The organism is Sphingomonas sp. jy18 (assembly GCF_056931895.1).
Genome location: NZ_JBXPBT010000001.1, coordinates 1 through 26,990, shown reverse-complemented (window position 1 = coordinate 26,990; position 26,990 = coordinate 1). Strand labels below are relative to the sequence as shown.

Annotated in this window: 27 protein-coding genes and 1 tRNA gene; 10 read left to right on the top strand and 18 right to left on the bottom strand. The window is 65.6% G+C overall.

Annotated elements, in window-relative coordinates; translation table 11 throughout:
* Window positions 1–5: 5 nt before the first annotated feature.
* On the bottom strand, window positions 6–1,445 hold the full coding sequence (locus AC0QC4_RS00140) for a S41 family peptidase (RefSeq protein WP_483657517.1): 1,440 nt from the start codon (window positions 1,443–1,445) through the stop codon (window positions 6–8).
* A gap of 151 nt (window positions 1,446–1,596) precedes the next feature.
* On the opposite strand from AC0QC4_RS00140, the gene AC0QC4_RS00135 reads away from it, so the two are divergent.
* Complete coding sequence (locus AC0QC4_RS00135) at window positions 1,597–2,334, top strand: SDR family NAD(P)-dependent oxidoreductase (protein ID WP_483657516.1); 738 nt, start codon at window positions 1,597–1,599, stop codon at window positions 2,332–2,334.
* A 165-nt stretch (window positions 2,335–2,499) separates the two neighbouring features.
* On the opposite strand, the gene AC0QC4_RS00130 is transcribed toward AC0QC4_RS00135, so the two are convergent.
* The 6 genes from AC0QC4_RS00130 to infA all read right to left on the bottom strand — a co-directional run bounded on the left by AC0QC4_RS00130 (window position 2,500) and on the right by infA (window position 5,367).
* Window positions 2,500–3,120, bottom strand: a complete 621-nt coding sequence (locus tag AC0QC4_RS00130) for a flavodoxin family protein (protein WP_483657515.1) — start codon at window positions 3,118–3,120, stop codon at window positions 2,500–2,502.
* Window positions 3,121–3,211: 91 nt separating this feature from the next.
* Window positions 3,212–3,286, bottom strand: a tRNA-Phe gene (locus AC0QC4_RS00125).
* A 94-nt stretch (window positions 3,287–3,380) separates the two neighbouring features.
* Window positions 3,381–3,575, bottom strand: a complete 195-nt coding sequence (locus tag AC0QC4_RS00120; protein WP_483657514.1) for a DNA gyrase inhibitor YacG — start codon at window positions 3,573–3,575, stop codon at window positions 3,381–3,383.
* Window positions 3,565–4,566 (bottom strand): ribonuclease E/G, encoded by a 1,002-nt coding sequence (locus tag AC0QC4_RS00115; protein ID WP_483657513.1) that lies wholly within the window; start codon window positions 4,564–4,566, stop codon window positions 3,565–3,567. The genes AC0QC4_RS00120 and AC0QC4_RS00115 overlap by 11 nt, the downstream gene beginning before the upstream one ends.
* Window positions 4,559–5,131, bottom strand: coding sequence for a Maf family protein (locus AC0QC4_RS00110; RefSeq protein ID WP_483657512.1), 573 nt, complete (start codon window positions 5,129–5,131; stop codon window positions 4,559–4,561). Before AC0QC4_RS00110 ends, AC0QC4_RS00115 begins: the two co-directional genes overlap by 8 nt.
* Before the next feature lie 17 nt (window positions 5,132–5,148).
* Entirely contained in the window at window positions 5,149–5,367 is a 219-nt protein-coding gene (gene infA / locus AC0QC4_RS00105) for a translation initiation factor IF-1 (protein WP_483657511.1), read from the bottom strand.
* A 211-nt stretch (window positions 5,368–5,578) separates the two neighbouring features.
* Here infA and AC0QC4_RS00100 point away from each other — a divergent pair, with 211 nt between their 5' ends.
* Complete coding sequence (locus AC0QC4_RS00100; protein WP_483657510.1) at window positions 5,579–6,493, top strand: helix-turn-helix domain-containing protein; 915 nt, start codon at window positions 5,579–5,581, stop codon at window positions 6,491–6,493.
* Here AC0QC4_RS00100 and AC0QC4_RS00095 read toward each other — a convergent pair.
* A complete protein-coding gene (locus tag AC0QC4_RS00095) occupies window positions 6,490–8,004 on the bottom strand; it encodes a TadA family conjugal transfer-associated ATPase (RefSeq protein ID WP_483657509.1) in 1,515 nt (504 codons plus the stop codon). The two genes, AC0QC4_RS00100 and AC0QC4_RS00095, sit on opposite strands and share 4 nt — an antisense overlap.
* A gap of 187 nt (window positions 8,005–8,191) precedes the next feature.
* On the opposite strand from AC0QC4_RS00095, the gene AC0QC4_RS00090 reads away from it, so the two are divergent.
* Complete coding sequence (locus AC0QC4_RS00090) at window positions 8,192–9,115, top strand: DMT family transporter (RefSeq protein WP_483657508.1); 924 nt, start codon at window positions 8,192–8,194, stop codon at window positions 9,113–9,115.
* A gap of 117 nt (window positions 9,116–9,232) precedes the next feature.
* Here AC0QC4_RS00090 and AC0QC4_RS00085 read toward each other — a convergent pair whose 3' ends face one another.
* The 7 genes from AC0QC4_RS00085 to AC0QC4_RS00055 all read right to left on the bottom strand — a co-directional run bounded on the left by AC0QC4_RS00085 (window position 9,233) and on the right by AC0QC4_RS00055 (window position 16,095).
* Window positions 9,233–10,726: a hypothetical protein gene (locus AC0QC4_RS00085; RefSeq protein WP_483657507.1), complete on the bottom strand. Its 1,494-nt coding sequence runs from the start codon at window positions 10,724–10,726 to the stop codon at window positions 9,233–9,235.
* 187 nt (window positions 10,727–10,913) lie between these two features.
* Window positions 10,914–11,168, bottom strand: coding sequence for an ATP synthase F1 subunit epsilon (locus tag AC0QC4_RS00080; protein WP_483658627.1), 255 nt, complete (start codon window positions 11,166–11,168; stop codon window positions 10,914–10,916).
* Entirely contained in the window at window positions 11,165–11,473 is a 309-nt protein-coding gene (locus AC0QC4_RS00075; RefSeq protein WP_483657506.1) for a hypothetical protein, read from the bottom strand. The genes AC0QC4_RS00080 and AC0QC4_RS00075 overlap by 4 nt, the downstream gene beginning before the upstream one ends.
* A gap of 3 nt (window positions 11,474–11,476) precedes the next feature.
* Complete coding sequence (gene atpD / locus AC0QC4_RS00070; protein WP_483657505.1) at window positions 11,477–12,982, bottom strand: F0F1 ATP synthase subunit beta; 1,506 nt, start codon at window positions 12,980–12,982, stop codon at window positions 11,477–11,479.
* Between the two features lie 29 nt (window positions 12,983–13,011).
* The gene (locus AC0QC4_RS00065) at window positions 13,012–13,887 is read right to left on the bottom strand and encodes a F0F1 ATP synthase subunit gamma (protein WP_483657504.1); all 876 of its coding nucleotides are present in this window, start codon (window positions 13,885–13,887) and stop codon (window positions 13,012–13,014) included.
* Between the two features lie 121 nt (window positions 13,888–14,008).
* On the bottom strand, window positions 14,009–15,538 hold the full coding sequence (gene atpA, locus AC0QC4_RS00060) for a F0F1 ATP synthase subunit alpha (protein ID WP_483657503.1): 1,530 nt from the start codon (window positions 15,536–15,538) through the stop codon (window positions 14,009–14,011).
* 2 nt (window positions 15,539–15,540) lie between these two features.
* Window positions 15,541–16,095 carry a F0F1 ATP synthase subunit delta gene (locus tag AC0QC4_RS00055; RefSeq protein ID WP_483657502.1) on the bottom strand — a complete coding sequence of 185 codons (555 nt, stop codon included), beginning with the start codon at window positions 16,093–16,095 and terminating at the stop codon, window positions 15,541–15,543.
* A gap of 273 nt (window positions 16,096–16,368) precedes the next feature.
* On the opposite strand from AC0QC4_RS00055, the gene AC0QC4_RS00050 reads away from it, so the two are divergent.
* The 4 genes from AC0QC4_RS00050 (at window position 16,369) to AC0QC4_RS00035 (ending at window position 20,829) form a co-directional block, all read left to right on the top strand.
* A complete protein-coding gene (locus AC0QC4_RS00050) occupies window positions 16,369–17,046 on the top strand; it encodes a dienelactone hydrolase family protein (RefSeq protein ID WP_483657501.1) in 678 nt (225 codons plus the stop codon).
* A 1-nt stretch (window position 17,047) separates the two neighbouring features.
* On the top strand, window positions 17,048–17,884 hold the full coding sequence (locus tag AC0QC4_RS00045) for an alpha/beta hydrolase (protein ID WP_483657500.1): 837 nt from the start codon (window positions 17,048–17,050) through the stop codon (window positions 17,882–17,884).
* A gap of 433 nt (window positions 17,885–18,317) precedes the next feature.
* Entirely contained in the window at window positions 18,318–19,283 is a 966-nt protein-coding gene (locus tag AC0QC4_RS00040; protein WP_483657499.1) for a hypothetical protein, read from the top strand.
* A gap of 574 nt (window positions 19,284–19,857) precedes the next feature.
* Window positions 19,858–20,829: a hypothetical protein gene (locus AC0QC4_RS00035; RefSeq protein ID WP_483657498.1), complete on the top strand. Its 972-nt coding sequence runs from the start codon at window positions 19,858–19,860 to the stop codon at window positions 20,827–20,829.
* 416 nt (window positions 20,830–21,245) lie between these two features.
* Here AC0QC4_RS00035 and AC0QC4_RS00030 read toward each other — a convergent pair whose 3' ends face one another.
* The 3 genes from AC0QC4_RS00030 to AC0QC4_RS00020 all read right to left on the bottom strand — a co-directional run bounded on the left by AC0QC4_RS00030 (window position 21,246) and on the right by AC0QC4_RS00020 (window position 23,917).
* Window positions 21,246–21,794: a hypothetical protein gene (locus AC0QC4_RS00030; protein ID WP_483657497.1), complete on the bottom strand. Its 549-nt coding sequence runs from the start codon at window positions 21,792–21,794 to the stop codon at window positions 21,246–21,248.
* 111 nt (window positions 21,795–21,905) lie between these two features.
* Window positions 21,906–22,364 carry an Imm63 family immunity protein gene (locus tag AC0QC4_RS00025; protein ID WP_483657496.1) on the bottom strand — a complete coding sequence of 153 codons (459 nt, stop codon included), beginning with the start codon at window positions 22,362–22,364 and terminating at the stop codon, window positions 21,906–21,908.
* Window positions 22,322–23,917 carry a trypsin-like peptidase domain-containing protein gene (locus AC0QC4_RS00020; protein WP_483657495.1) on the bottom strand — a complete coding sequence of 532 codons (1,596 nt, stop codon included), beginning with the start codon at window positions 23,915–23,917 and terminating at the stop codon, window positions 22,322–22,324. The genes AC0QC4_RS00025 and AC0QC4_RS00020 overlap by 43 nt, the downstream gene beginning before the upstream one ends.
* Window positions 23,918–24,062: 145 nt before the next feature.
* Here AC0QC4_RS00020 and AC0QC4_RS00015 point away from each other — a divergent pair, with 145 nt between their 5' ends.
* The 3 genes from AC0QC4_RS00015 to AC0QC4_RS00005 are packed head-to-tail and all read left to right on the top strand — an operon-like array spanning window position 24,063 to window position 26,349.
* Entirely contained in the window at window positions 24,063–24,527 is a 465-nt protein-coding gene (locus tag AC0QC4_RS00015; protein ID WP_483657494.1) for a DUF1203 domain-containing protein, read from the top strand.
* Window positions 24,524–25,600 carry a bifunctional DNA-binding transcriptional regulator/O6-methylguanine-DNA methyltransferase Ada gene (ada, locus tag AC0QC4_RS00010; protein WP_483657493.1) on the top strand — a complete coding sequence of 359 codons (1,077 nt, stop codon included), beginning with the start codon at window positions 24,524–24,526 and terminating at the stop codon, window positions 25,598–25,600. The genes AC0QC4_RS00015 and ada overlap by 4 nt, the downstream gene beginning before the upstream one ends.
* On the top strand, window positions 25,597–26,349 hold the full coding sequence (locus AC0QC4_RS00005) for an isocitrate lyase/PEP mutase family protein (protein ID WP_483657492.1): 753 nt from the start codon (window positions 25,597–25,599) through the stop codon (window positions 26,347–26,349). The genes ada and AC0QC4_RS00005 overlap by 4 nt, the downstream gene beginning before the upstream one ends.
* Window positions 26,350–26,990 lie beyond the last annotated feature (641 nt).

Here is a 26,990-nt window from a genome sequence, read left to right as displayed (position 1 = left end):
ATGCGTCAGAACAAGCCCGGCACTTCGCGTTGCGCCGGTGCCGGCGCGTCGGGTTGCAGCAGCGTGCGCTCGCCTGCCAAGCTCCGCTGGCCGACGCCCTTCGGCGCTTCCGCACCGATCGCGCTGCACGGCCGCCCGGCGAGGAAGTCGAGCGCGGTGCGGATCGATGCCTCGCGCGGGTCGCCCAGCGGGAAGCTGAAATCATCCGCCGCACGGCAGGTGTTGGGCATCTTGGACGCAAGGCCGTTGTAATAGTCGCTCTGGCCCAGCGCATTGCCGGTGGCGAAGGCGACCACGCGGATGCGGTCGTCGCAGCTTGCACGGTCGATGGCGATTTGCCCCACCGGCTTGCCGAAGGAATTGCCGCCGACCAGCGCGACATTGCTGCCGAGATAGGGGATAGAGGAATTCATCACCAGCTCGCTCGCCGATGCGGTGCCGCCAAAGCCGATAAAGGCGATTTTTGTCGGCCCCACCGATTGCGGGCGGGGGTTGAAGAAATAGGTGTCGTTGTTGCTCGCCTTTTCCGGACGGAAGGTGGTGCGCGACCATATCTCGCTGGTTGAGCGGTTGCGCCCGAGGAGGTCGCCCATCAGCTCCGCCGTGGAGACGAGGCCGCCGCCATTGTAGCGGAAATCGATGATCAGCTCGGTCACGCCCGCATCGCGGAAGCTTTGGAAGGCATCGCGCAGTGGCTGGTCGGCGGACGAGATGAACGTCCTGAGATTGAGGTAGCCCACCTTTTTGCCGCCATCGTCGATGATGCGCGCCCCATAGCGGCTGGAGACCGCCGGCAGGTTGAAATCGGCCTTGGTGACGGTGATGGTGCGCGTGCCGGACGGTCCGGTCACGGTCAGCGTCCGCGCCGTCCCTGCGGTGCTCGGCCCCAGGGCAGAGCTGACCGCGCTCGATCCGCCGCTGGCGAAAAGGCTGGATACGCTCTGCAGCGATGCCGAACTGGTGCCGATGGCGGTGATCTCGTCGCCCCGGTCGATCCCCGCGGTCAGCGCCGGGGCCCCCTCGAACGCCTCGACCACGAACAGGCGGCGGTTGGTGTCGTCATAGGACAGGCGGATGCCGAAGCCCGCGCTCGAGCCGCTGGCGAAGAAGGCGTTCTCCTCGGCAATCGAGGTGATGTAGGTGAAGAATCGGTCCTTGCCCTGTGCCCGCGCTGGCGCCACCAGCGCGTCGATATAGTCCTGCACGGTCGAAAAGCTGGCCGGGTTGGCGGTGGTGGCAAGGTCGGTCGGGAACAGATACCATTCCTGCAGCGTCGACAGGGCAAAGCTCTTGCGCTGGGCGATGTCGCAACTGGCCGTTGGGGTGGGTGTCGGCGTCGGGCTCGGCGGCAGGCTGACGGTGCCGCCGCCCGAGGAGCCGCCCCCGCCGCCACAGGATGCCAGCAGCAGCGCGGAAATCGAGAGGGCGGTGATCGAACGGCGCATGGGTAATCCTGCAGAGCGGAAGCTTGTTCCTTGGTAGAAGCACGACAAGTGGAAGAAAAGGCCCGAACGCTGCATGAACGGATGCAGTCGTGGCGAAACCGGTGCAATGATGTACCGCACAGGCCAGTTCGGAAAAAGGGGGGATGAAGCGATGACAGGCGATACCGATTTTTCGGGCAAGCGCGTGCTGGTGGTCGGCGGGTCGAGCGGTATCGGCAACGGCATGGCCCATGCGTTTCGGGCACGCGGCGCCGACGTCCACGTCTGGGGCACGCGCGCCAGCGCTGCCGATTACAATGCGGATGAAGGCTGCGATCTCGCCGGGCTGGGCTACAGCTGCGTCGATGTCGCCGATCCGGATGCGATTGCCGCTGCCCCTGCTCCCTTCGCTGGCCTGGACATCCTCATCCTGTGCCAGGGCACCGTGGTCTACCGTCGCGGCGAGTTCGAGCGCGAGGGGTGGGATCGGGTGATGGCGGTCAATCTCGACAGCCTGATGCACATCGCCCGCAAGTTCAAATCCGCGCTCGCGGACGCCCAAGGGAGCCTGATCATCGTCAGTTCGGTCGCGGCGTTCAACGGCAATGTCGGCAATCCCGCCTATGGCGCATCGAAGGCCGGGGCAGTCAATCTTACCAAGACGCTGGGTCAGGCGTGGGCACCGGAGGGGATCAGGGTCAATGGCATCGCGCCGGGGCTGGTCGATACCAAGCTGACCAAGGTGACCACGCAAACCCCGGCTCGGCTGGACCGGGCGCTGGCTGGCATTCCGCAGGGCCGGCTCGGCCTCCCCGGCGAAATGGCCGGTGCCGCGCTGTTCCTCGCCTCGCCGCTCGCCTCCTATGTCACCGGCCACACGCTGGTGGTGGATGGCGGACTGTCGCTATAGCGGGGTAGAAGCAACGTCTGCTGTGTTAGCGTCCGCCCTTCGCGTCGCCCCGTGCTTGACACGGGGCAGGGCTTTGTCTGGTGCCCTTGTCAAAAAAGCCAACCCCGCATCACGTGCGGGGTGACGATGGTAATGATGTGGACTTCGGTTCCGGCGAGATAGACGTCAGCCCTCGTCGACACCGGGAAAGGGCTCCGAACGCAGCAACGTGGCGAGATGCGCGGCGTTGCTTGCCGCCATCGCCGCGGTGTCGCGCACCTTGTCGGGCACCTTGTCCAGATCCTTGAAATCGGTCGAGCCCATCGCCTCGCCGACCCAATAGACCGCAGCGCCCGGCGCAATGGTCCAGCCGACATCGTTGAGCGCCTGGAAAATCGCGGCCGAACTTGCATGGGCGCCATCCTCGTTACCGACGATGGCGACGATCGCGACCTTGTTGAAGCTTGGCATCCGCCCGGCGTCGTCGGTTTCCGAGAGGAAGGCATCCATCCGCTCGAGCACGCGCTTGGCGACACTGCTCGGCTGGCCCATCCAGATCGGCGTGCCGAAGATCAGTATGTCGTGCGCCAGGATCGTCTCGCGCAGTGCTGGCCAGGCGTCGCCCTCGCCCTCGTCGGACAACACGCCAGGTTTCACGTCATGCGCGGCGATGCGGATGGTGTCGGACAGCTTCACCCGGTGCTGCGCCAGCGCCTTGCCGACCAGGTCGATCATCGCATCGGTCGAACTGGCAACGCTTTCGTCGGCTTTCAGCGAACAGTTGATGGCAATCGCGCGCAGCGGCATGGCAATGTCTCCTCGACAGGGCCAAGCGCATGACGGCAGCCGCGGTTCCCGTCGGGCGGGGCACAATTGTTTTGCCGATGTGGGGGGGAAATGGTGCCCGGGGGCGGATTTGAACCACCGACACGCGGATTTTCAATCCGCTGCTCTACCCCTGAGCTACCCGGGCCCGTCATCCCGGCACAACGCACCGGGGCAATGGAGCAGCGCCTATAGGAGCGGCGTGGCGCGTCTGTCCAGCCCCCAATGACGGGAAAATGACATCAGCCGTTCGGCTCGTATCCCGGCACATCGTCGCCCTCCTCGGCGCCGGGGCGCACCGGAATGCGATAGGTCTCGTCGAACCAGCCGATCAGGTCGCGGTCACGACAGCCGCGCGAGCAGAAAGGGCGGAATTGCTGCACGGATGGCTGCTTGCAGGCAGGGCAGGGGCGCGCAGCATAGGGCTTAGTAGACATCGCCATGCCACATGGGCCGTCCGGCGTCGGCCTGCAAGCGCGGCGGGCGGGCGGTGCGGCGGGCAAGGGCGTCGAGCAAGGCGGGCCGCGCTTCCAGCCAGGCGATCACCGCCGGATAGGCCACCAGGGCCAGCGGGCCGGTGCCCTTTGCCCGCTCCGCGCGGCGCAACAGAGCCAGCGCCGCGCTTTCTGCGGGCGCGAAGTGCATCCGTTCCGCCAGGCTGGGGCGGCTACGCCGGCGCGACAGGTGCAGCAGTCCCAGCGGATCGACAGGCAAACGGGTGGCGTGCGGATCGGCGAGCGCATCGTCGAACGCCTCCCCGATCGCGCTGCGCAAATCGCGCCGGCGAATCGTCGGCAGGTCGATGACGATGGTGCCGCCAATGCCCATCAGCCGGATCGCCGTCGCCGCCGCGCGCGCACCCGCCATCGCCAGATCGACCTCGGGCAGACTGCCGTCGATATCGATCACGGCCATCGCCGGGGTCAGCGCCAGCCGCAATGCCCCGCCGTCGAAGGGCAGTATGCCGCTGCGCGCGGCGTCGAGCGCCTCGCTCCAGCCGGCCTCCTCCAGCGCATCGGCATCGATCGGGCGCAGCACGGTGACCGGCAGCCCGTCGCGCGCGATCGCCGCGCGCAAGGTCTCGCCGTCCGACAGCAACGACTCGTGCAGCTCCGCCCGCCCGGCGGCATCCAGCACGATGTCCGCGCGCGGTCGTTTGACCAGATCGCGCTCGGGGATGGCGCTGCGGGTGATGCGCAGCAGGCAGGCGGCGCCTTCGGGGATGCGCGGCTCGCTGGCCAGATAGACCTCCTCGCCGCTCTCCAGCCGCGCCAGGCGCTCGGCGCGGGAGATCAGCCGGCCGCGCAACACCGCGCCGCAACGCACCCCGTCATCATCGCGCTCGATGCACGCCTCGACGATGCGGCCCCCGGCGATCAGCGCCGCGCGCCGCTCCCCGATGCCGTCCTCGTAAATCCATTCAGCCATTGATCACGCCGGCGGTCACCAGCAGCGCCCGGGTTTCGAACAGGGGCAGGCCGACGATCCCCGAATAGCTGCCGCTCATCCAGCGCACGAACGCGCCCGCGCGCCCCTGGATGGCATAACCCCCGGCCTTGCCCACGCCTTCGCCCCCTTGCGCATAGGCGGCGATGCTCTCGGCGCTCAGCGGCGCAAAGGCGACAATGCTCTCGCACAGGCGCGTTCGCACCGTCCCCGCGGCATCGATGGTGGCGATGGCGGTCAGCACCTTGTGGCGCCGGCCGGACAACAGCCGCAGGCAGTCGGCCACCTCGGCCGGGTCCGCCGCGCGCGGCAGGATCCGGCGCCCGGCCGCCACCACCGTATCGCCAGACAGCGCCAGCTCTCCGGCCTTGAGCGGCACGGCCCGCGCCTTTTCCTCTGCCATGCGCAGCGCATAGGCACGCGGCAGCTCGCCCTTCAGCGGGCTTTCATCGATGTCGGGGGCGGCTATGCGTGCAGGCTCTACCCCCAGTTGCGCCAGCAGGTCGCGGCGGCGGGGGGAGGTGGAGGCAAGGACAAGAGACGGCATGACGGCCTGCCGGACCGTCACTTGAAGCGGTAGGTAATCCGGCCCTTGGTCAGGTCATAGGGGGTCAGCTCGACCAGAACCTCGTCCCCCACCAGCACGCGGATGCGGTTCTTGCGCATTTTGCCGGCGGTGTGGCCCAGCACCTCGTGGCCGTTTTCCAGCCGCACGCGGAACATGGCGTTGGGCAGCAATTCCGCCACCTGGCCACGCATTTCGAGCAATTCTTCCTTCGCCATTCGGCCTCTTCAAATCTGCAACAGGCGCAGGCGATGTCCGCCGCGCTTTTCTTTGGTGGGGCCGCATAGCGGGAAAAGCGGGGCAAGGGAAGCACGGACAGCGGCGGCATCGGCCACAGCGGTCGTCGCAAATGTGGAAGAACAGCGCGCTGCCGAAAGGAACAATGGCTGCGGGAGAGAGGCGCGGGCGGGTCCGCGGTGGGGAAGGGCCATGGCGGCATCCGACGAACAAGGCTTCCATACGGAGACCGGTTACCGGGCGGTCGATGCCATTACCTATCGGCTGCGCCCGGAGGTTATCGCCCATCACGACAGCCACAGCGGCATATTGATGTACGATACCGTCAGCTATGGCGCGGGTGAGATGAACACCATGGATCGTAGCGGTTCGGTGCACGACTTGCTGTTCCTCTCGCGCGGGGCGGGCACGCAAGCATTCGGCCATGTCGCGGGGTCGCGGTTCGAAATCGCCCCCAACCGGCTGCTGCGCACCACCTTCGTGCCGGCGGAGGCCGACACCAGCGTGACCTGCGGCACTTCCGCGCGCTCGGTCAGCCTGATGTTTCCCAAGGGCTATCTTGAGCGACTCTTGCGGCGGGAGGGGATGTCCGGCTTTCCGCCGTTGCTGTTCCAGGAACAGGGCCGGCTGACCCAGCTTATCCGGATGATGGAGCGGGAGATCGCCGCGCCCGGCTTTGCCGCGTCGCTGATGATCGAAGGTCTGTCGCGCGCGATTGCGGTCGAGCTTGCCCGCCTCGCCCGCGCGCAGGAAACGGAGCTGCCCGATCGCATCTGGCTCGCCCCGGCACGGCTTCGGCGCACCCTCGACTATATCGAGGCGCATCTCGATCAGCCGGTCACGCTCGATGAGCTGGCGCGGCTGGTCGATCTTTCACCCTATCATTTCATCCGCATGTTCCGGCGCGAAGTCGGGGCGACGCCTTACCGCTATGTCTGCGATCGGCGCATCGCCCGTGCCCGGACACTGCTGGCCGAGACACAACTGCCAATCGCCGAGATCGCCCGGCTGTGCGGGTTCGTGCGCCACGCGCAATTTTCTGCGGCCTTTGCAAGGGCAGTCGGCATCGCGCCGATGCAATACCGGCGCAGCCACGCGCGGACTTAGAGGCACGCCTCCAGCATCGCCTGATCGAAGCCGAACTGGCGCGCCTTTTCCAGCGTGTAGGGGCGCAGCCCCAGCGCGCGATATTCGCCGATGATCTTGCCGTCCTTGTCCTCGTCCAGATATTCGAACTTGAACAATTCCTGGGTGACGATGACATCGCCTTCCATCCCGATCACCTCGGTGATCGAGGTGACGCGGCGGGAGCCGTCGCGCAGACGCTTGATCTGGACGATAAGATCGACCGAGTCGGCAATCTGGCGCGAGATCGCTTCCTTGGGGATCTTGATGTCGCCCATCAGGATCATGTTTTCCATACGGCCCAGGCATTCGCGCGGACTGTTGGCGTGGAGCGTACACATCGATCCATCGTGACCGGTGTTCATCGCGGCGAGCAGGTCGAAACATTCCGCGCCACGAATTTCGCCCAGGATGATGCGGTCCGGGCGCATGCGCAGCGCGTTCTTGACGAGATCGCCGATGGTGATCGCGCCTTGCCCTTCCAGGTTCGGCGGGCGGGTTTCGAGCGGCAGCCAGTGCGGCTGCTGCAGCCTGAGTTCGGCCGCGTCCTCGATGGTCAGCACGCGCTCGGTCGGGTCGATCATCTTCGACAGGGCATTGAGCATCGTGGTTTTACCGGAACCGGTACCGCCGGAGATGACGATGTTGAACCGGCACGCGCCCGCGATCTTCAGCGCGGTGCACATCTTGTTCGACATCGCGTTCCAGTCGCGCAGCATGTCGAGCGTGATCGGCTTGGCCGAGAATTTACGGATGGAGATGGCGGTGCCGCGCAAGGACAGCGGCGGCACGATCACGTTGACGCGGCTGCCGTCCTTCAGACGGGCGTCGGCCAGCGGCGTGGTCTGGTCGACACGGCGGCCGACCTGGTTGACGATGCGCTGGGCAATCTGGAACAGATGCTCCTCGTCGCGGAACACCACGCCGGACAGCGTCAGCTTGCCCTTCTTTTCGATATAGGTCTGGTCGGGGCCGTTGATCATGATGTCCGACACGTCGGAATCGTTGAGCAGCTCCTCAAGCGGGCCAAAGCCGAGCAGCTCGTCGACCAGCACCTTTTCCAGCGCGAACTGCTCGCGCCGGTTGAGCGTGATCTTGAGCTCGGCGAGCACCTCGAGGATGATTGGCCGGAATTCTTCGGTCAGCTCGTCCTTGGACAGCGTCGCGGCGGCCTCGGGGTCGACGCGTTCCAGCAGGCGCGGCAGCACCTGTTCCTTGATCTTGTGGACGGATTGCTCGAACCCCTGCGGCCGGTCGTCGACATGCTCGGCGGTCATGCGCGAATTCAGGCGCTGGATGGCATCGTCGCTCTCATTGCCGCTTGGTGCGGCGGTGGCCGGCACCTGCGGCAGCGCCGCCGGGTCGATCGGCGGGAACTGGCTGCCGCCCTGCTCTTCGCGCGGAGCAGGGGGCGAATAGCCCTGCATGGGCTTGGCGACGCCGAACGCTGGACGTGCTGCCTGCGTTCCGGGCTTGCGTCCGAATGCGCTCATTGCTGGCTCGTCTCCTATCCGAATGATCCGCAGCATCCGCCAGACATGGCAAACGCCCTTGGTGATGGGTGGAGGAATAAGGTGAAAGTTTTGACAAGATTTTAATGGCCGCGCATGGGGCAGGGCGGTGGAGCCGGATGCGGCGTCCTTCCGACACCCCCATGCCTCTGGCGCAGGACCCTTGCCGATGACCGTCCAACCCTCGCAGCGCAGCGGACTGCTGCTGGCGGTGTGCGGCTTTGTCGTGCTGTCGTGCGGCGATGCGGTGATCAAGACCATGGCCGGCGACTGGCCGGGCACCGCGGTCGGTGCGCTGCGCTTCTCGCTCGGCGCACTGGGCCTTGGCGCCCTCGTCCTGTGGCGGCAGGGGCGCGGCGGTTTCGCGGTGCCGTCGATGCGGCTGCAGGCCGCGCGGGGGATCGCGCTGGCGGTCGCATCGCTGTTGTTCTTCCTGTCGATCCACATCATGCCGCTGGCGGAAGCGACCGCGATCAGCTTTGCCTCGCCCGCGATCATCGCCATGCTCTCCGCACTGTTCCTGGGGGAAAAAGTGCGGGGCTGGAGCTGGCTGGCGATCCTGCTCGCCAGCATCGGTGTCATCGCGGTGCTGCGGCCCAACGTCGCCTTGCTGGGCTGGGCCGCGCTGATGCCGCTGGCAGCGGCCTTCGCCATGGCCAGCTTCGTGATGCTCAACCGTGCCAGCGCCACCCATGTCTCGCCGCTCGCCGCGCAATTCTGGGCCGCAGCCTGGTCGGCGCCGGTCTGCATCGCAGCGGCCGTGGCCGGGGCGCTCAGCGGCGCCCCCGCGCTGGCAGTGCCAGTGCCGGACTGGAGCGTGGTCGCGCGCTGCGCCCTCGTTGCCGTGTCGGCCAGCAGCGCGCATTTCCTCGTCTATCTCGCCACCACCCGCGCCTCTGCCGCGACCATCGCGCCGGCCAGCTATGTGCAGATCATCGTCGCGCTCGCCATCGGCATCCTTGCCTTCGGGGACTGGCCCGACGCGGTCGGCATGGCCGGCACCGCCTGCATCGTCGCCGCCGGCCTGCTGCTGTGGTTCACCGCGCCCAAGGGCGCCGCCACCACCCCGCTCCCGGCGCGGCAGATCCGCTAGAGCCTGTCCTGGTCGGGTTGAATCGGAACCATAGCCCTGAGCTTGTCGAAGGGCGTTTATCGGCGAGGCGTGCTTCGACAAGCTCAGCACTACGGTTCAAACAAAACAGGACAACCTCTAGACCCCCGTCGGCCGCATCCACCGGCCATGCCAGCACAGCGCCGGGTCATCGACCGGGACCGGCACCGGCTCCGCCCCGCGCAGCCACGCCGGCAGTCGCTCGACCGGTGCTACATAGCTGGTCATCGGCGTCCGCCAGAAATTGGGCCGCCAGGCGCCATAGAGGCTGCATTCGACCATCGGGCTCGCCGGTTCGACCAGCGCCCGGCGGATTTCCGCTGCGCCGGTGACGCTGCCCACGGCCAGCACGGCACCCAGCCACAGTCGCAACGCCGCTCCGTTCTCGCGGTTCGCCAGCGCCTCGGCGGCATAGGCTGCGGTCAGAGCCAGCGGCACGATCGACGCGCGCATCAGGAAATCGAGCGAGGTGCCGACCTGCACGAACGGCAGCAGCGGCAGGATGGCGCTCGCCAGCAGCAGCAGCGCCCGCCCGTAACCGGAGCGATGCGCGGCGAGCAGCAGCGGGACCGACCACACCAGCAGCTCGATGCCGACGATGATCCCCCAGCCATCGAGCGGAACCAGCCGCAGACGCACGCCGACCCCGTCCCCCGCCGACGCCATATAGGCAAGGCCGGGCAGGGCGGTCAGCGATGCCAGCGCCGGCCAGCCGATGTCGCCCAGGGTCAGCCGCCGCGCGATCAGCGTCTCGATCCCGGCCAGCGCCAGAAACGGCATCGCGCCGAGCAGGGCGAGGGGGGACCAAAGCGCGGTCAGCGGCAATATCGCCAGCATCGCGCGCAGCTCCAGCCGCCCGCTGCGCCACAGCAGCAGCATCGCCGCCGCGCTCCACCCGGCAAGCGCGTGCTGCGGCACCCAGAAAATCTGGGTGATGTGGGAAGAATATTGCAGCCAGTCGAAGGTGAACTCGAGATGGTCCTCGATTGGCGCATGGAACAGCGCCTGGCCGACGATGTCGAGCCCGCTGAACAGCGTCACCACCGCCAGCGCGATGCCCCGCGCCCGGCCTGTTGCGAACAGCAGCGAACCCAGGCTCAGCACTGCGGTCAGCAGCGCGGCATTCTGCACCAGCAGGCCCAGCTGCCCGGCCCACGGACCGCCCAGCTTCCACAGTTGCGCCGGGATCAGGAACATGCCGACGGGCGCGCGCAGCACCTCCAGCGCGCCGGACGGCGCGGCATAGGCAAAGGGCCAGGGATTGACCGCCAGATCGCGCAGCACCGCATCGCGCACCTGCCAGTCGATATTGGCGTAGAACAGCTTGCCCTGACCGCCGAGCGCGCACAGCAGCAGCGCCAGCGCGAACAGCATCGCCACCCGGCCCAGCGGGATGCGGGGCAGGGCAGCGCCGCAGCGCAGCAGCATCCAGCCGATCGCACCCAGCACCGCCGCACCGATCAGCAGGGCCGGCCAGCCACCGAAACCCAGAAAGCGCCACAACAGCAGCTGATCGACCGCCAGCCAGGCATGGATCAGCAACAGCGGCGCAATGCCGGGGATGGTGGCGCGGGGTGCAGGAGCAGCAGTCACGCTGCGGCGCTAACGCACCATGGTTAACAGCCGGTTTGGTGGGCCCGGATGCGCAATCCAGCCGGTCACCCTCGTCATTAACGCGAAGGCGGCAATCCAGGAGGGTCGCAGCGCGATGCCAGCCGCCCCTCGCCGCCCGCTTTCGCGGGCTTGACCATGGCAGTGGCTCGACTTGGATGTGCCGTTTTTACCCGACCTTTTCGGCGAGGATGGTCAGGCCCTTGTCGTTGACCTCGGCAAAGCCGCCCTCGATCTGCAGCCGCTCGGGTTCCGCCCCCGCGCTGCGATAGATGGCCAGCTCGCCCGCCTTGACCGTCGACATGAACGGCGCATGCCCTTCGAGCACGCCGAAATCGCCCTCGGTGCCGGGCACGGAGACCATGTACACATCCTCGGAACGGACGAGAGCGGTCGGGGTGACGAGTTCGAAGTGGAGCATCAGTTTATCCAGCCATGAATTGCTTTGAGCGCGTAATATGTACCGGCGGTCCCTATAGCTAGTTGCCCAACCATAACCGGCACACTGTTCAAACTTTGCAGCCCCGAACGCTTAAAGGCGAGCGCATACAAAGCCAGCCATAGCCCTCCGACAATCGAAACCGCGAAAACGCCAACCGGAATGATGATAAGCCACCATATGCCGAACGACATTTCCGAGAATATCGCAACGCTAAGTGATACCAGTAAGAAGAGACCGATTAGCGCCTTTGAGCGGTTAGACGCTTCGCGTTCGTACTGGGCATCCATTCCTTACGCCTCGGCAGCCAGCTTCTTGGCCTTCTCGACCGCCTCGTCGATGCCGCCGACCATGTAGAAGGCAGCTTCCGGCAGATGGTCATATTCACCATCGACCACCGCCTTGAAGCTCTTCACCGTGTCTTCGACGGCGACCAACTTGCCCGGGATGTTGGTGAACACCTCGGCGACGTGGAACGGCTGGCTGAGGAAGCGCTGGATCTTGCGCGCGCGGGCGACGGTCAGCTTATCTTCTTCGCTGAGCTCGTCCATGCCGAGAATGGCGATGATGTCCTGCAGCGACTTGTACTTCTGCAGCGTTTCCTGAACGCGGCGGGCGGTCTCGTAATGCTCCTGGCCGACGACGGCGGCGGTCAGCACGCGGCTGGTCGAATCGAGCGGGTCCACCGCCGGATAGATGCCGAGTTCGGAAATCGCGCGGTTAAGCACGGTCGTCGCGTCCAAGTGGGCGAAGGAGGTGGCCGGCGCCGGGTCGGTCAAGTCGTCCGCAGGCACGTAAATCGCCTGCACCGAGGTGATCGAGCCCTTGTTGGTCGAGGTGATGCGCTCCTGCAGCGCGCCCATGTCGGTCGACAGGGTCGGCTGATAGCCCACCGCCGACGGAATGCGGCCGAGCAGCGCCGACACTTCCGAACCGGCCTGCGTGAAGCGGAAGATGTTGTCGACGAAGAACAGCACGTCCTGGCCTTCAACGTCGCGGAAATATTCCGCGATGGTCAGGCCCGAAAGGGCGACGCGGGCACGCGCGCCCGGCGGCTCGTTCATCTGGCCGAACACCAGCGCCACCTTGCTGCCCTCGGGCGTCGGGTTGCCGTCGGCGTCCTTGGCGATAACGCCGGCGTCGAGGAATTCGTGATAGAGGTCGTTGCCCTCGCGGGTGCGCTCACCCACGCCGGCGAACACCGAGGTGCCGCCATGGCCCTTGGCGATGTTGTTGATCAGTTCCTGGATGAGCACGGTCTTGCCGACGCCCGCGCCGCCGAACAGGCCGATCTTGCCGCCCTTGGCGTAAGGCGCGAGCAGGTCGATCACCTTGATGCCGGTGACGAGAATTTCGGTTTCGGTCGACTGGTCGACGAACAGCGGCGCATCGGCGTGGATCGGCGCGGTGGCGGTGGCGTTGACCGGGCCCTGGTCGTCGATCGGCTCGCCGACGACGTTGAGGATGCGCCCCAGCGTCTGCGGGCCGACGGGCACGCGGATCTGGCTGCCGGTGTCGGTCACTTCCTGGCCGCGGGTCAGGCCGTCGGTCGAGTCCATGGCGATGGTGCGCACGACATTCTCACCCAGATGCTGGGCGACTTCGAGCACGAGGCGGTTGCCGTTATTGTCGGTTTCCAGCGCCGAAAGAATGGCGGGCACCTGCTGGTCGAAGGCGACGTCGACGACGGCGCCGATCACCTGGCTGATGCGGCCGACATTGTTGGTGCCAGTGCTCGCCGGAACGGCATCAGCCTTCTTGGCGCGGGGCTTCTTGGTTTCGGGGGCTGCGGTGGCCATCTGTTTGTCCTTGCGCTTCGTGTTCAGGGTTAGAGCGCTTCCGCGCCCGAAATGATTTCGATCAGTTCCTTGGTAATCGCGGCCTGGCGGCTGCGATTATACTGGATGGTCAGCTTGTTGATCAGGTCGCCGGCGTTGCGCGTGGCATTGTCCATCGCGGTCATCGACGCACCCTGTTCGGAGGCGGCATTTTCCAGCAGGCCCTTGAAGATCTGCACCGTCACATTGCGCGGCAGCAGGTCGGCGAGGATCGCTTCCTCGTCGGGCTCATATTCGACTGCCGCATCGCCGGCAGCGGCCGCCGTGGCCGACGGCGCGACCGGGATGATCTGCTGGCCGGTGGCTTCCTGCAACAGCGCCGAGCGGAACTTGGAGAAGAACAGGTGCGCGACGTCGAATTCGCCCGCCTGGTACATCGCCATCAGCTGTTCGCTGATCTCCTGCGCATTGGCAAAGCTGAGGTCGCGGAAACCGGTGGTGTCATACTGGGCGACCACCATCTTGGGGAACAGGCGGTTGATCACCGGGCGGCCCTTGCGGCCGACCAGCATGAACTTGACCGTCTTGCCCTGGCCGATCAGCTCCTGCGCCTTGTCGCGCGCGGCCTTGACGATGTTCGAGTTGAACGCGCCAGCCAGACCGCGGTCGGAATTGAGCACCAGCAGCAGATGCACCTGATCCTTGCCGGTGCCCGACAACAGCTTGGGCGCGCTGTCCGACTGGCCGACCTTCGATGCCAGGCTGGCCACCACCGCTTCCAGCCGCTGTGCATAGGGGCGGCCCGCTTCGGCCGCCGCCTGCGCACGGCGCAGCTTGGCCGATGCGACCATCTTCTTGGCCTTGGTGATCTTCTGGGTCGATTTGACCGAGGAGATGCGGCCCTTGAGTTCCTTCAGCGTTGCCATTTCGGCTCCGTTTTACCCTTCGTCATTCCCGCGAAGGCGGGAACCCAACTCCTGACCTCGCCCCGACCGCCATCTTCGGGGCCGGGCCCCCGCCTTTGCGCGGAGGGCGCGATGTCAGGATTTACGCGAACTGCCCCGCGAACACCGTCAGCGCATCCTTCAGCTTGGCCTTGGTCGCATCGCTGAAATCGCGGCTGTCGCGGATGTCGGCCAGGATGTCGGCATGCTCGCTGCGCAGATAGCCCAGCATGGCTTCTTCGTAGCGCGACACGTCGGTCACCGCGACGGCGTCGAGGAAGCCGTTGGTGCCGGCATAGATCGACGCGGTCTGCTCTTCGAACGGCATCGGCTTGAACTGCGGCTGCTTCAGCAGCTGGGTCAGGCGCGCACCGCGGTTGAGCAGCTTCTGGGTCGATGCATCGAGGTCCGAACCGAACTGCGCAAAGGCTTCCATCTCGCGATACTGGGCGAGCTCGAGCTTGATCGAGCCCGACACCTTCTTCATCGCCTTGGTCTGCGCGGCGGAGCCGACGCGGCTCACCGACAGGCCGACGTTGATGGCGGGGCGGATGCCCTGATAGAACAGGTTGGTTTCGAGGAAGATCTGGCCGTCGGTGATCGAAATCACGTTGGTCGGGATGTAGGCCGACACGTCGCCCGCCTGGGTTTCGATGATCGGCAGCGCGGTCAGCGATCCGGCGCCATGGTCGTCGTTCATCTTCGCCGCACGCTCCAGCAGGCGGCTGTGCAGATAGAAGACGTCGCCCGGATAGGCTTCGCGGCCCGGCGGACGGCGCAGCAGCAGCGACATCTGGCGATAGGCGACGGCCTGCTTGGACAGATCGTCATAGACGATGACGGCGTGCATGCCGTTGTCACGGAAATATTCGCCCATGGCGACGCCGGTGTAGGGCGCCAGATACTGCAGCGGCGCCGGCTCGGATGCGGTCGCGGCGACCACGATCGAATATTCCATCGCGCCATTTTCTTCGAGCGCGCGGACGATCTGGGCAACGGTCGAGCGCTTCTGGCCGACGGCGACATAGATGCAATAGAGCTTCTTCGACTCATCGTCGCCCGCATTCACCGTCTTCTGGTTGATGAAGGTGTCGATGGCGACGGCGGTCTTGCCGGTCTGGCGGTCGCCGATGATCAGCTCGCGCTGGCCGCGGCCGACGGGCACCAGCGCGTCCAGTGCCTTGAGGCCGGTCTGCACCGGCTCGTGCACCGACTTGCGCGGGATGATGCCCGGCGCCTTCACTTCGACGCGGCTGCGCTTTTCGGCGACGATCGGGCCCTTGCCGTCGATCGGGTTGCCGAGCGCGTCGACCACGCGGCCGAGCAGGCCCTTGCCGACCGGCACGTCGACGATGGTCTCGGTGCGGCGCACGGTGTCGCCTTCGCGGATTTCGGCGTCGGAGCCGAAGATAACGATACCGACATTGTCGGCTTCGAGGTTGAGCGCCATGCCCTTCACGCCATTGGCGAACTCGACCATTTCACCGGCCTGGACATTGTCGAGGCCGTGGACGCGGGCGATACCGTCACCGACGGACAACACCTGGCCGATTTCGGACACCGTCGCATCGTCGCCAAAGCTGGCGATCTGGTCCTTGATGACCTTGGAGATTTCTGCGGCGCGGATTTCCATGTTCAGCCTTTCATCGCGTTTGCGAGGGTGTTCAGACGGGTGCGGATCGACGAATCGACAAGCCGGGAGCCGACCTTGACGATGAGGCCGCCAAGAATGGCGGGATCCACGGTGAGATTGACGGAGACGTCGCGGCCCAGGCGGCTCTTCAGCTTGGCCTTGAGCGCGGAAACCTGATCGGACGACAGCGGGTGCGCGGAGGTGACGTCGGCGGTCGCCTCGCCACGGTGCGATGCGGTCATGCCTGCAAAGGCGCGCACCACGTCGCCCAGCTTGGCAAGGCGGCGGTTCTTGGCGAGCACGCCCAGGAAATTGCCGGTCAGCGGGTCGAGCTTCATTGAGGCTGCCACCGCGGCAATCGCGCGGCCGGCATCGGCGCGGCTGACCACCGGGCTCGCAACCAGCGCCTTCAGCTCGTCGGAGCTGGTCAGCGCCTGGCCCAGCGCGGCCATCGACGATTCGACCGCAGCCAGGCTGCCCTGCTCCTGCGCCAGATCGAACAGCGCACGCGCATAGCGCCCTGCCAAACTTGCCTGCATGCCGCCGGAATGCTCCACGCGCCTAATCTTCCCTTGCCTGTGTCCTGTGTGGGACTTGTCCCCGCTTCCGGTGGAAGCAGGTGAGTCGCGTTCCGATTCACGGAAAAACGCCGTCGGGGGCGATCTCGGGGGCGCGCCTAGCATCGCGAATGCTGCAATGCAAGGTAGCGCACGGCAATCCCGAACCCGATTGCGCAGAGCCTGCCAAGGGCTTGCCCTTTGCTTTGCACTATAGTCAGGAGCAGGGCAGTGCTGCGGCAGCGAGAGACTGTTGGGGGCAGGGAGATGACGATGGGTGAAATGATCCGCATGACCATGGCCGACGGCGCCGATGTCGCCGTCTATCACGCGCAGCCTGCGGGCGATCGGCGCGGCGGGCTGGTGCTGATCCAGGAGATTTTCGGCGTCACCGACCACATCCGCGAGCTGTGCGATGAATATGCCGCCGATGGCTATGAAGTGCTCGCCCCCGCGCTGTTCGATCGCGAACATCCCGGCTTCGAGGCGGAGTATACCGGCCCCGATTTCAACCGCGCGGTCGAACTCGCCCGCCAGCTCCATCCGTTCGAGCGAAGCTTGTCCGACGCGCAGACCTGCATCGACGCGCTCAAGGGCAAGGGCCCGGTGTTCATCACCGGCTATTGCTACGGCGGCTCGGTGGCGTGGGCGATGGCCGGCCGCAGCGACGATCTCGCCGCATCCTCGGCCTATTATGGCAGTCTGGTGCCGACCACCTTCATCGACCTCGCCCCCAAATGCCCGACCATCGCCCATTTCGGCCGCTTCGATGCCGGCATCCCGATGGAGGGCGTCGAAGCCTTGATCGCCAAAGCGCACCCGCTGGCGCAAATCTATGTCTATGACGCCAACCACGGCTTCAACAGCGACCGGCGCAAGGATTATCACGAGGAATCGAGCGAGCTGGCGCGGGAACGGACACTGGCGCTGTTCAAGGCGTGCGGGGGTTGAGGTGACCGGCTGGCGTCGCCGACTGCTGCTCTACGCGCTGATCGCCGCCGGCCTTTATGCGGCGCTGCTGGCGGCGCTCTACAGCCAGCAGCAACGGCTGATCTACCCCGGCTCCTGGCGCGGGACCCACGACTGGGGCGGCATCGGCCCCGACTATAGCCTCGTCGAAACGCGCACCGCCGATGGTCTGCCGATCCGCCTCGCGGTCCTCGCAGCCCGCGGCGATATGCCCACCCTGCTGTTTTTCCACGGCAATGGCGACAGTGTGGAAGGCAGCGCGCAGGCGGTCGCGCCCTGGGTGGCGGCGGGCTATGGCGCCGTCCTGCCGGAATATCCCGGCTATGCCGGCGCCCCCGGCGCGCCCTCGGAGCAGGCCTTCTACGCCGCCGGTCGCGCCGCCCTCGGCTGGATGGCGGCCAATGGCATCGCTGCACGGGACAGCATCATCGTCGGCTATTCCATCGGATCGGGCGTCGCCGTGCAGATGGCGATCGAACAGCGCCCGCGCGCGCTGGTGCTTGTCGCGCCGCACGCGGGGCTGGTGCCGCTGGTTCAAGAGCGCCTGCCATGGGTGCCCGCCGACTGGCTGCTGTCCGATCGCTACGACAATCGCGCCAAGATCGGCCGCGTCGCCGCGCCGATCCTGATCGTGCACGGCGTCACCGATGAAACCATCCCCATCCGCTTCGGCAGACGTCTGGCCGAGGCACGGCCCGATGCTGTCTTCCTCGCCATCCCCGACGGCGGCCACGAGATAGTGTGGCGATCGGATGTCCAGGCGAAGGTGCTCGACTGGATGGACAGACATGCACGCGATGGGCCCGGCACAGGAGGCTGATCTGCACCCACGGACCCGCAGCTAGCGGCACCCCACGGCCCCGACACCCCGCCACGCCCGACGTCTCCGCGCACCCGTCGCCCCGGACCCGATCCGGGGCTCGGCTGCCCCTTGTGCAAGGGCCCGCGAGGATGAGCCAAGCCCCGTGTCGAGCACGGGGCGACGGGTGAGCAGGGCAGACGTCGAGTACATGTCGGCTGTTGGCGGAAGTCGAGGCGAACGCAGAAAGCTGCCGGTGTGCTAACGACCCCGAGGCGGTCGTTCGGCTTATCCGCCTTTCCTTGCTTGACGGGGGCCGCTCAGCTTGTTCCGACCTGATCGGTAGAGGAATAAGCCGATGTAAGGCCTCGCCGGTCTGGACAGGCCAGAGGCGGGAGTTTAGCTCCTGCAGACCGGCTGAGTGAGTTGAGACGCCGTTGCGAAGGGTCTGCCATTGGGACGCTTGCGTCATGTTTTGTTGATATCGGCGGTTGCTGGGGTGCTGGCTATGGTGCCGGTCAAGCATGGCAATGCGTTGTTGGCGCAAGGTGAGCGCACACCAGCAGCACCAGCACCATCAGTAGCAGACAGCGCATTTCGTGCGGTAGTTTTTCAGAACCACCCCAATTATAACAGCTTTCGTGAAACGGATATTGCTAGTTTGAGTGATGTGGAGTTGCGCGGCTTGCTTGGAACTATTGCCGCGAAGCTTAATGGCTACGAATCCTTGATTCCACAGTCTTTCGTGCGCGAGTTTGGGGGGGACGCGACAGCAAAATTCATGCAAGCTTTGGCGTTTGATGCAGCACGCCGAGGTGAACCTGCAATCTACGCACGTGCTTTACTAAATGGTGGACTAGACGAATTGTCAAGGGACGCCGTTAATTCAAATGTTGCTGTTAACTTACCACTCACATCAGCAACCGGCCAAACAACGGTGCGCACTACCGCCCCGGAAGCCTTCAACTTTGCGGTTGCCTCAACGGCCATCGCTGCGGCGAATGACCGCTACAATGCTGAAACGATTTCGATGATCACTGGCAGACCAAGCACCTATCAACCCAACATTGAGGCGGGTGTTCGCGTTCCGCCTGAAGCAGTCAGAGCAATTGTGGCGGCCAACCCCGGCTTGCCGCGCAGTGTTGCCAATGAGAATTACAGCCTGCGCGTGCGCGATGAGGTTGCCTTCCTTGCTGGTTATGCCTCGCAAGCGGGCGCCTCGCGCAATATTGCTCCGATCAATGTTCCGCTGGCGCAGGAGGATTTCTGCTCAGCGCCGGGCATACGAAACGATGTGTATCGGGCCAACGCGCCCGATGTCGATATTGGCACCGCCTTTCACGCGGGAGCGGCAATGCGGCGATATGATACGATGAGCGATGCGGAGTTTGCGCGCATCCGTGGCGCTTGCCCCAATTGATGGCGCGCGGTCATCGCTGCCGCTCCCGCGCCGCCCTGTATTGCACAGTATCGGGTTCGACCGCGATTGGCGGCCATTGCCCTCTGTCGCGAGTCCGCTCGCGCGACGATGGCAAAATGCCAGCAATCCGCCCCATTCCAACCATTGGCGGCGATCGGAACAAGAGCCGGATGCAACCGGTCCGCCAACGACCCAATGGCTGGCGTCTCCCCCACCCGTCGCCCCGGACTTGATCCGGGGCTCGGCTACCCCTTGTGCAAGGACGCGCGTGGAAAAGCCAAGCCCCGTGTCGAGCACGGGGCGACGGTTGAGCAGGGCAGAAGTCGAGTATATTTCGGCTGTTGGTGGAAGTCGGGACGAACGCAAAAAGCTGCCGGTCTGCTAACGACTCCGAGGCGGTCGTTCGGCTTATCCGCCTTTCCTTGCTTGACGGGGGCCGCTCAGCTTGTTCCGACCTGATCGGTAGAGGAATAAGCCGATGTAAGGCCTCGCCGGTCTGGACAGGCCAGAGGCGGGAGTTTAGCTCCTGCAGACCGGCTGAGTGAGTTGAGACGCCGTTGCGAAGGGTCTGCCATTGGGACGCTTGCGTCATGTTTTGTTGATATCGGCGGTTGCTGGGGTGCTGGCTATGGTGCCGGTCAAGCATGGCAACGCGTTGTTGGCGCAAACACCAGCAGCACCAGCGCCTTCAGTCGCAGACAGTGATTTTCGGGCAGGGATTTTGCAGAGTCATCCGAATTACAACAGCTTCCGCGAAACAGACATAAAGAGTTTAAATATAGTAGACCTTCGCGGACTGTTGGGAACAATGGCGTCAAAACTTAATGGTTATGAATCCTTGATTCCGCAGTCCTTCGTGCGTGAGTATGGAGCTGATGCGGAAGCAAAATTCATGCAAGCTCTGGCATTTGATGCAGCACGACGCGGTCAGCCAGGATTATATGCCTTAGCGCTGCTAAATGGTGGTATCGCTGGTGAAAATGACAGGTCCAGCGGCGCTGCTACAGTTAACTCGAATGTTGCAGTAGATTTGCCTGTCATATCCGCAAGCGGGCAAACAACGGTGCGCACCACTGCACCGGAAGCATTTAACTTCGCGGTGGCATCAACGGCCATCACTGCGGCGAATGACCGATACAATGCTGAAACGATTTCGATGATCACTGGCAGACCAAGCACTTATCAACCAACCTATGAGGCACTTGTTCGCGTTGCGCAGGAAGCAGTGAGGGCAATTGTAGCCGCCAACTCAGGTCTGCCCCGCAATATCGCAAACGAGAATTACAGTATCCCTGTGCGCGATGAAATTGCGTTTCTTGCTGGCTATGCTTCGCAAGCAGGGGCATCGCGCAACATTGCTCCGATCAATGTTCCGCTGGCGCAGGAGGATTTCTGCTCAGCGCCGGGCATACGAAACGAGATATTCCGGGCCAACGCGCCCGACGTCGATATTGGCATCGCCTTTCACGCGGGAGCGGCAATGCGGCGATATGATACGATGAGCGATGCGGAATTTGCGCGCATCCGTGGCGCTTGTCCCAATTGATGGCGAGCGGTCATCGCTGCCGCTCCCGCGCCGCCCTATATTGCACAATATCAGGTTCGACCGCGATTGGCGGCCATTGCCCTCTGTCGCGAGTCCGCTCGCGCGACGATGGCAAAATGCCAGCAATCCACCCTATTCCACCCATTGGCGGGGAACGGGGCAAGAGCCGGATGCAGCCTGTCCGCCAACAACCCAATGGTCGACGTCTCGCCCACCCGTCGCCCCGGACTTGATCCGGGGCTCGGCTGCCCCTTGTGCAAGGACGCGCGTGGATGAGCCAAGCCCCGTGTCGAGCACGGGGCGACGGTTGAGCAGGGCAGAAGTCGAGTATATTTCGGCTGTTGGCGGAAGTCGGGGCGAACGCAAAAGCTGCCGGTCTGCTAACGACCCAATTGCGGACAGCGGGTTGTCACGTTCTATGAGCAGCCGAAGCTAGGGTTTTGCGCAGCAAAACGATACTGAGTTAACCGGCCAATGTTGCCATTCCCGTCGGCAGCAAAGTCTCGGAAAGTTGATGGACTTTCTGCAAAAAATAGGGCGGTTACCCCTTCCGGTACTTTGTATTCGACAATGAATTGTGGTGAATCTGCATAGTATAGCCAATAGACTCTCTGATGGTAGTTACTTGCCACCAATATTGGTTCACGCATAGTTGCGTCTTGTGGATAAAGTGCGCGACAGTCATTGGACATCTCGATTCGAAAAATACCGCTCAAACAGAAAACTCCATCACGCGAGCAGTCTGTCAGGGCATAAACACGTCCAGAGACTGATATTTCATCTCGTCGAATTACGATCTGATTGTGCGCCGTGTCGGTGAAAAATGCTATTCCAGCCGTCGCTCCGCTGTCACCGACTGATACACATGACGGCAATGCCGCCAAGAACATTATCAGCAGGCAGCACTTCAACCGATGATTGCCCATTTTCACCAGCGCATCTCCACTATCAAAGCGGCCTTGCATTAGATGTCGTGACGCCTGCTTTCCACCCAATTCCTGCCGTCCCGCCTCCCGTCCAGCGATCGCCAATAGCGGCCTACCGTTCGACCCTGACCCGCTCAAAGCCTCCCCGCCTCACGTTGCGCTCGTCCCGCCATCGACAAACGGATGTCGCCTCAGCACGGCATCCCATTCCGCCTGTTGCCGCTGCGCCCATTCCGGCTTGACCCGCGCGAGCAGCGCCACCGTGCGGGCGAAATAGCGGCGGCGGAAATCGTCGGTCGGGTGGCGATGCTCCATTTCCCATTGGCTCGCCGAGCCGGCGGCGTTGGCGGAGACGATCCAGTAGAGCAGTTCGTCGGCATCGTCGGTCACCTGATGCGCCGTTTCCTGCCCTCGCTCCATACCGATCCAGTGATAGCGGTCATCGATGCGCACATGGCAGCAACCGAAATCATGATCGACGCCGAAGTCCATCCATTCCACCGGCTCGCCATGCAGCAATGTCCGCAGCCGCTGCACCTCGTCGTTGATCTGCTGCAGCGTCAGCATCACGGCGCTGCGGCAGGTGCCGCGGCCGGCACCGCCCGGCACTGGCTGATCAGCTCCTCGTTCGGTCGCGGCGGCAGGATCGCGGCGATGGCGCCCTCGCGGGCCAGCAGCTCGGCCAGCCGCTCGGGGTCGGCGGTACAGCCGCGCGCCTCGGCCGGGCCGCGCTGGCGGCGCGCAGCCTCCATCCCCGCCAGCGACATCAGGTAGCGGCGCACCACATAGGTGCCGCTCGCCTCGTCATAGGTCACGCGGCTGATCGTCGCATCCTGTTCGGGCACCAGCGTGCGGGACCACAGCCCGTCCGGCCCGCGCACATATTGGGTGCGCCCGTTGACGCAGCCGTCGCCATCGATGCTCAGCGCCACATCGTCGCCTGCGGAAACGGTGATCCGCCCCCGGTTGCGGTCGACGGTGCACAGCAGATTGCCGGTCAGCGCCACCGGCTCGGCGGCGGGTAGGGGTCGCTCGTCCTCCAGCGGCGGCAGGCGCACGTCGGCGGGGCTGGGGCGCAGCAGGAACACGATCAGCGCGGCCAGCGCCAGCAGCCCGCCCGCCAGTATCGCGGCGCGCTGCTCGCGCGGCTTCGTTTGGCCCGCGTACATGAAGGACGCCGCACCCGCGAGCACCGCCGCGCCGAACAGCACGATGGCAAGCGCGATATAGGTCTCGCGCCGGCTCTGGGCATTGTCGCGCAGCCGTTCCAGCTCCTGCGCCCGCGCCTCGCGCCGCGCCGCATCGCGCTCGGCGGTGATGGCGGCGGCGCGCCGTGCCTCGACATCCATCGCCCCGTCGCGGGCGGCGGCCTCGGCCAGCGTCAGGCACTCGTTGGCGACGCCGGTAAAGCGCTGCCCCGCATCCTGCAGGAACTGGGCGAGTTCGCGCACCGATACCGCGAAGGAGAAGGGTGAATCGCCCTCGTCGGCGCGGCTGATGAAGGCGTTGACGCCGATCACCCGCCCGCACCCGTCGACCAGCGGCCCGCCGCTGTTGCCGCGCGCGATGTCGGCGTCATGCACCAGCGCATCGACCCCGCCGATGGAATCGCGCGCGGAGATGATGCCGTCCGAGGCGAGCGGCGTGCGCGGCCGGATGAATTCGTCCATGCTGCGCGCCGTCGCGACATCGACATTACCGGGGTAGCCCAGCGCGAACACATTCTCCCGCTGCGCCACCGGCCCTGTGTAAACGCTCGCGGCGGGCACCCGCCCGTCGACAATCTCGATCAGCGCCAGGTCGCGCCGCCGGTCGATGCGCAGCAGCCGCCCGGCATAGCTGCGCGATCCTTCGCTGGGCACGATGCCGATCACGACATTGTCCGGAAATTCCTCTGCATCGGCCACGACATGCGCGTTGGTGACGATGCGGTTGGGGGCGATGGCAAAGCCGCTGCCATGGCCGAAGCCGACCACTTGCCCCAGCACCGTCGCCACTGTCACCACCCGCACCACGCTGCGCTCGGTCGCGGTGACATCGTCGGTGGAGGGCGATGCAGCGATAGTCTCGGGTTCCGCCTCGACCGGCACCGCCGGACGCGCCGCACCGATCGACAGCGCGGCAATCAGCGTCAGGGCGGCAAGGCGAATCGGCGCGGTCACGGGCTCGGCGGCTCCTGTTGCGGGTTCTGGCGTCTGCCTACCGGCAAGGTGGTGGCTCCGCCAGCTTTGAAAGCAATCGGCGGGACGCAAGGGGGTGCCTCCTGCGCCTATTGCGGTCTGGCACACCCAAGCAAGGACCCCAGCCATGACCTACCGCATCACCGGCCTCTCGCCCGAACCCTTCGCCCCGCTGTTCGCCATGGACGATGCCGCGCTCGCCGCGCAGCGGGCAGAGCGCGTCACCGCCACCACCAAGCCCGGCTTTCCCTGCCGCATCAGCCTCGACGATGCGGAAGCCGGCGAAGAGCTGATCCTGCTCCACCATGTCAGCCACGATGTCGCCACGCCCTATCGCAGTGCCTACGCCATCTATGTCCGCGCCGGTGTCGCCCCCGCAACCTATGTCGATGCGGTGCCGCCAGTGCTGGCCAATCGCCCGATCGCGTTGCGCGGGTTCGATGCCGACGGGCGGCTCAAGGGCGCATCGCTCGCCGCGCCCGGCAACGCGGATGCGGCCATCCGCGCTCTGTTCGCGGACGCCGCCATCGCCTATATCCATGCGCACAACGCCGCGCATGGCTGTTTCGCCGCGCGGGTAGACCGGGCATGAACGCGATGAGCCACCCCGTTGCCGCCCCCGCCCAGACGCTGGCCGGCCCCCTGCCGGTTGATGCCGACACCGCCTGGGCCGCCGTGTTGCGGCGGGACCGTGCCTTCGACGGTCGCTTCGTCTCCGGCGTGCTGACGACCGGCATCTATTGCCGCCCGTCGTGCGCCGCACGCCATCCCGCCCGCAGCAACGTCCGCTTCTTTGCCGATGGTCCGGCCGCCGCCGCCACCGGCCTGCGCGCCTGCAAGCGCTGCCTGCCCGACGATGTCGCGCGGGACGAGATCGCGGTCGCCAAGGCCGTGGCATTGCTCGCCGCTGAGCAACCGCCCGCGCTCGACGCGCTCGCCGCCGCTGTCGGCTACGCGCCGCACCATTTCCACCGCCTGTTCAAGCGCGCCACCGGCGCCACCCCCGCCGGTTACGCCCGCGCGCTCAAGGCCAGACGCGCCGGGGAGGCGCTGAGCGGGCAGGGCAGGGTGACCGACGCCATCTACGACGCCGGCTATTCCGGCCCCAGCCGCTTCTATGCCGAAGCAGGGCGGCGCATGGGGATGACCCCCAGCGCCTGGCGCAATGGCGGCGCGGGCGTCACCATCCGCTGGGCGGTCACCCAAACCTCGCTGGGCGCGATGCTGGTCGCGGCGACGGAAAAAGGCATCTGCCGCCTGTCCTTCGATGAAGACGCGGCCGACCTCGCCCGCCGCTTTCCCAACGCCACCCTGCTCCCCGCAGACGCGGCGATGGCCGGGCTGGTGGAGGGCGCGGTGCAGGCGGTCGAACAGCCGGGCCGCATGGCCACTCTCCCGCTCGACGTCGCCGGCACCGCCTTCCAGCAGGCGGTGTGGGCGGAGCTGATGAAGATCCCGCCCGGCGAAACCCGCAGCTACGCACAGATCGCCGCCGCCGTCGGCAAGCCCGCCGCGGTCCGCGCCGCCGGCTCGGCCAATGGCGCCAACAATGTCGCCGTGCTCATCCCCTGCCATCGTGTGGTAAGGACCGACGGCACGCTCGGCGGCTATGCCTATGGGCTGGAGCGCAAGGCAAAGCTGCTGGAAAGGGAAGCCAATTTATGACCACCGCCGTCGATCATTTCGCCAGCCTGCACGTGCCCGGCAAGCCGCTGCTGCTCTACAACATCTGGGATGCCGGCAGCGCCAGGGCGGTGGCGGCCGCCGGCGCGAGGGCGATTGCCACCGGCAGCTATGGCGTGGCGGAAGCCAATGGCCTGAAGGACGGGGAAACCGTGCCGATGGCGCTCGCGCTCGACAATGCCCGGCGCATCGTCGGCGCGGTCGATCTGCCTGTCACGCTCGACTTCGAGGCAGGCTATGGCGCCACCCCGGCCGAGGTTGCCGCCTCGGTCGCGACGGCCGCGCAGACCGGCATCGTCGGCATCAACATGGAGGACAAGCGCGCCGGCACCCGCCAGATGGTCGATGTGGCCGAACAGGTGCAGCGCCTGCGCGCCGCTGCGGACTCAGGGCTGTTCGTCAACGCCCGCTGCGACCTGTTCATCGTCAACGCGCCTGACACGCACGACGCCGCGCTGGCCGACGCCGCGCTTGAGCGCGCCCGCGCCTATGCTGACGCCGGCGCGCGCGGCATCTTCTTCCCCTTCGTCCGCGACGAAGCGCTGATCGCCAAACTCTGCGAAGCCTCGCCGCTGCCGGTCAACATCCTGATCGGCGAAGGCGTCCCCACCCATCGCCGCCTCGCCCAACTCGGCGTCGCCCGCATCAGCCACGGCCACGGCCCCTGGGCAGCGGCGATGGCGTGGCTGAAGCGGGAGGCAGAGGCGGTGTTTGATCAGGCGACAACCTGACACAGCCTCCCAACCGCGATCGCGCACCTGATTGAATGAGCAGGAGTATCTCACGCAGAGGCGCTGAGGGGAGAGGTTCAGGCGGAGACGCGGAGGCGTGGGGGCACAAAAGGGTTCACGCAGAGGCGCAGAGGAAGAAAACCGCAGAGATCGCAGAGAAGCCATGCGGCGAAGCCGCCCCAATCCCGCAACCCCGCAGTCCAATCCGACAAGGCAAAAACAAGCCGCTTCGCGGCCCAGCCCAAATCTCTGCGCCCTCTGCGCCTCTGCGTGAAATACTCTTGCTCCCCCCTCCGCGTCTCCGCGTCTCCGCGAGAACCGGAAAATCTCACACAAAGGCACAAAGGCACAAAGGCACAAAGATCCGGCAGCGTGGCAAAGCCAGCCTTTCCAACGACCGCAGCCCCTGCCGCACCGCCGACCGGAAACTCCGCTCCGCGGCACAGCCCCGCTTCGTGCCTTCGTGCCTTTGTGTGAGATAAAGCGACACAGCACCAAGCCTCAATCGGCACGCCCATCTTGACAAGACGAACCATATCGGTTATACGCCCCGACGCGCCTACCGGGTTTAGCGGCCCGGTCAGGCGCACAGGCCCGTCACAGCGGACCCTGCCGTCTCGCCGTGGCTGTTCTTGTCCTGG

Excerpts from the sequence above, each read along its gene's own strand:
- AC0QC4_RS00140 (WP_483657517.1), bottom strand. The coding sequence starts at position 1,445 with ATGCGCCGTTCGATCACCGCCCTCTCGATTTCCGCGCTGCTGCTGGCA.
- AC0QC4_RS00135 (WP_483657516.1), top strand. The coding sequence starts at position 1,597 with ATGACAGGCGATACCGATTTTTCGGGCAAGCGCGTGCTGGTGGTCGGC.
- AC0QC4_RS00130 (WP_483657515.1), bottom strand. The coding sequence starts at position 3,120 with ATGCCGCTGCGCGCGATTGCCATCAACTGTTCGCTGAAAGCCGACGAA.
- AC0QC4_RS00120 (WP_483657514.1), bottom strand. The coding sequence starts at position 3,575 with ATGTCTACTAAGCCCTATGCTGCGCGCCCCTGCCCTGCCTGCAAGCAG.
- AC0QC4_RS00115 (WP_483657513.1), bottom strand. The coding sequence starts at position 4,566 with ATGGCTGAATGGATTTACGAGGACGGCATCGGGGAGCGGCGCGCGGCG.
- AC0QC4_RS00110 (WP_483657512.1), bottom strand. The coding sequence starts at position 5,131 with ATGCCGTCTCTTGTCCTTGCCTCCACCTCCCCCCGCCGCCGCGACCTG.
- infA (WP_483657511.1), bottom strand. The coding sequence starts at position 5,367 with ATGGCGAAGGAAGAATTGCTCGAAATGCGTGGCCAGGTGGCGGAATTG.
- AC0QC4_RS00100 (WP_483657510.1), top strand. The coding sequence starts at position 5,579 with ATGGCGGCATCCGACGAACAAGGCTTCCATACGGAGACCGGTTACCGG.
- AC0QC4_RS00095 (WP_483657509.1), bottom strand. The coding sequence starts at position 8,004 with ATGAGCGCATTCGGACGCAAGCCCGGAACGCAGGCAGCACGTCCAGCG.
- AC0QC4_RS00090 (WP_483657508.1), top strand. The coding sequence starts at position 8,192 with ATGACCGTCCAACCCTCGCAGCGCAGCGGACTGCTGCTGGCGGTGTGC.
- AC0QC4_RS00075 (WP_483657506.1), bottom strand. The coding sequence starts at position 11,473 with ATGGATGCCCAGTACGAACGCGAAGCGTCTAACCGCTCAAAGGCGCTA.
- atpD (WP_483657505.1), bottom strand. The coding sequence starts at position 12,982 with ATGGCCACCGCAGCCCCCGAAACCAAGAAGCCCCGCGCCAAGAAGGCT.
- AC0QC4_RS00065 (WP_483657504.1), bottom strand. The coding sequence starts at position 13,887 with ATGGCAACGCTGAAGGAACTCAAGGGCCGCATCTCCTCGGTCAAATCG.
- atpA (WP_483657503.1), bottom strand. The coding sequence starts at position 15,538 with ATGGAAATCCGCGCCGCAGAAATCTCCAAGGTCATCAAGGACCAGATC.
- AC0QC4_RS00050 (WP_483657501.1), top strand. The coding sequence starts at position 16,369 with ATGGGTGAAATGATCCGCATGACCATGGCCGACGGCGCCGATGTCGCC.
- AC0QC4_RS00030 (WP_483657497.1), bottom strand. The coding sequence starts at position 21,794 with ATGCAAGGCCGCTTTGATAGTGGAGATGCGCTGGTGAAAATGGGCAAT.
- AC0QC4_RS00015 (WP_483657494.1), top strand. The coding sequence starts at position 24,063 with ATGACCTACCGCATCACCGGCCTCTCGCCCGAACCCTTCGCCCCGCTG.
- ada (WP_483657493.1), top strand. The coding sequence starts at position 24,524 with ATGAACGCGATGAGCCACCCCGTTGCCGCCCCCGCCCAGACGCTGGCC.
- AC0QC4_RS00005 (WP_483657492.1), top strand. The coding sequence starts at position 25,597 with ATGACCACCGCCGTCGATCATTTCGCCAGCCTGCACGTGCCCGGCAAG.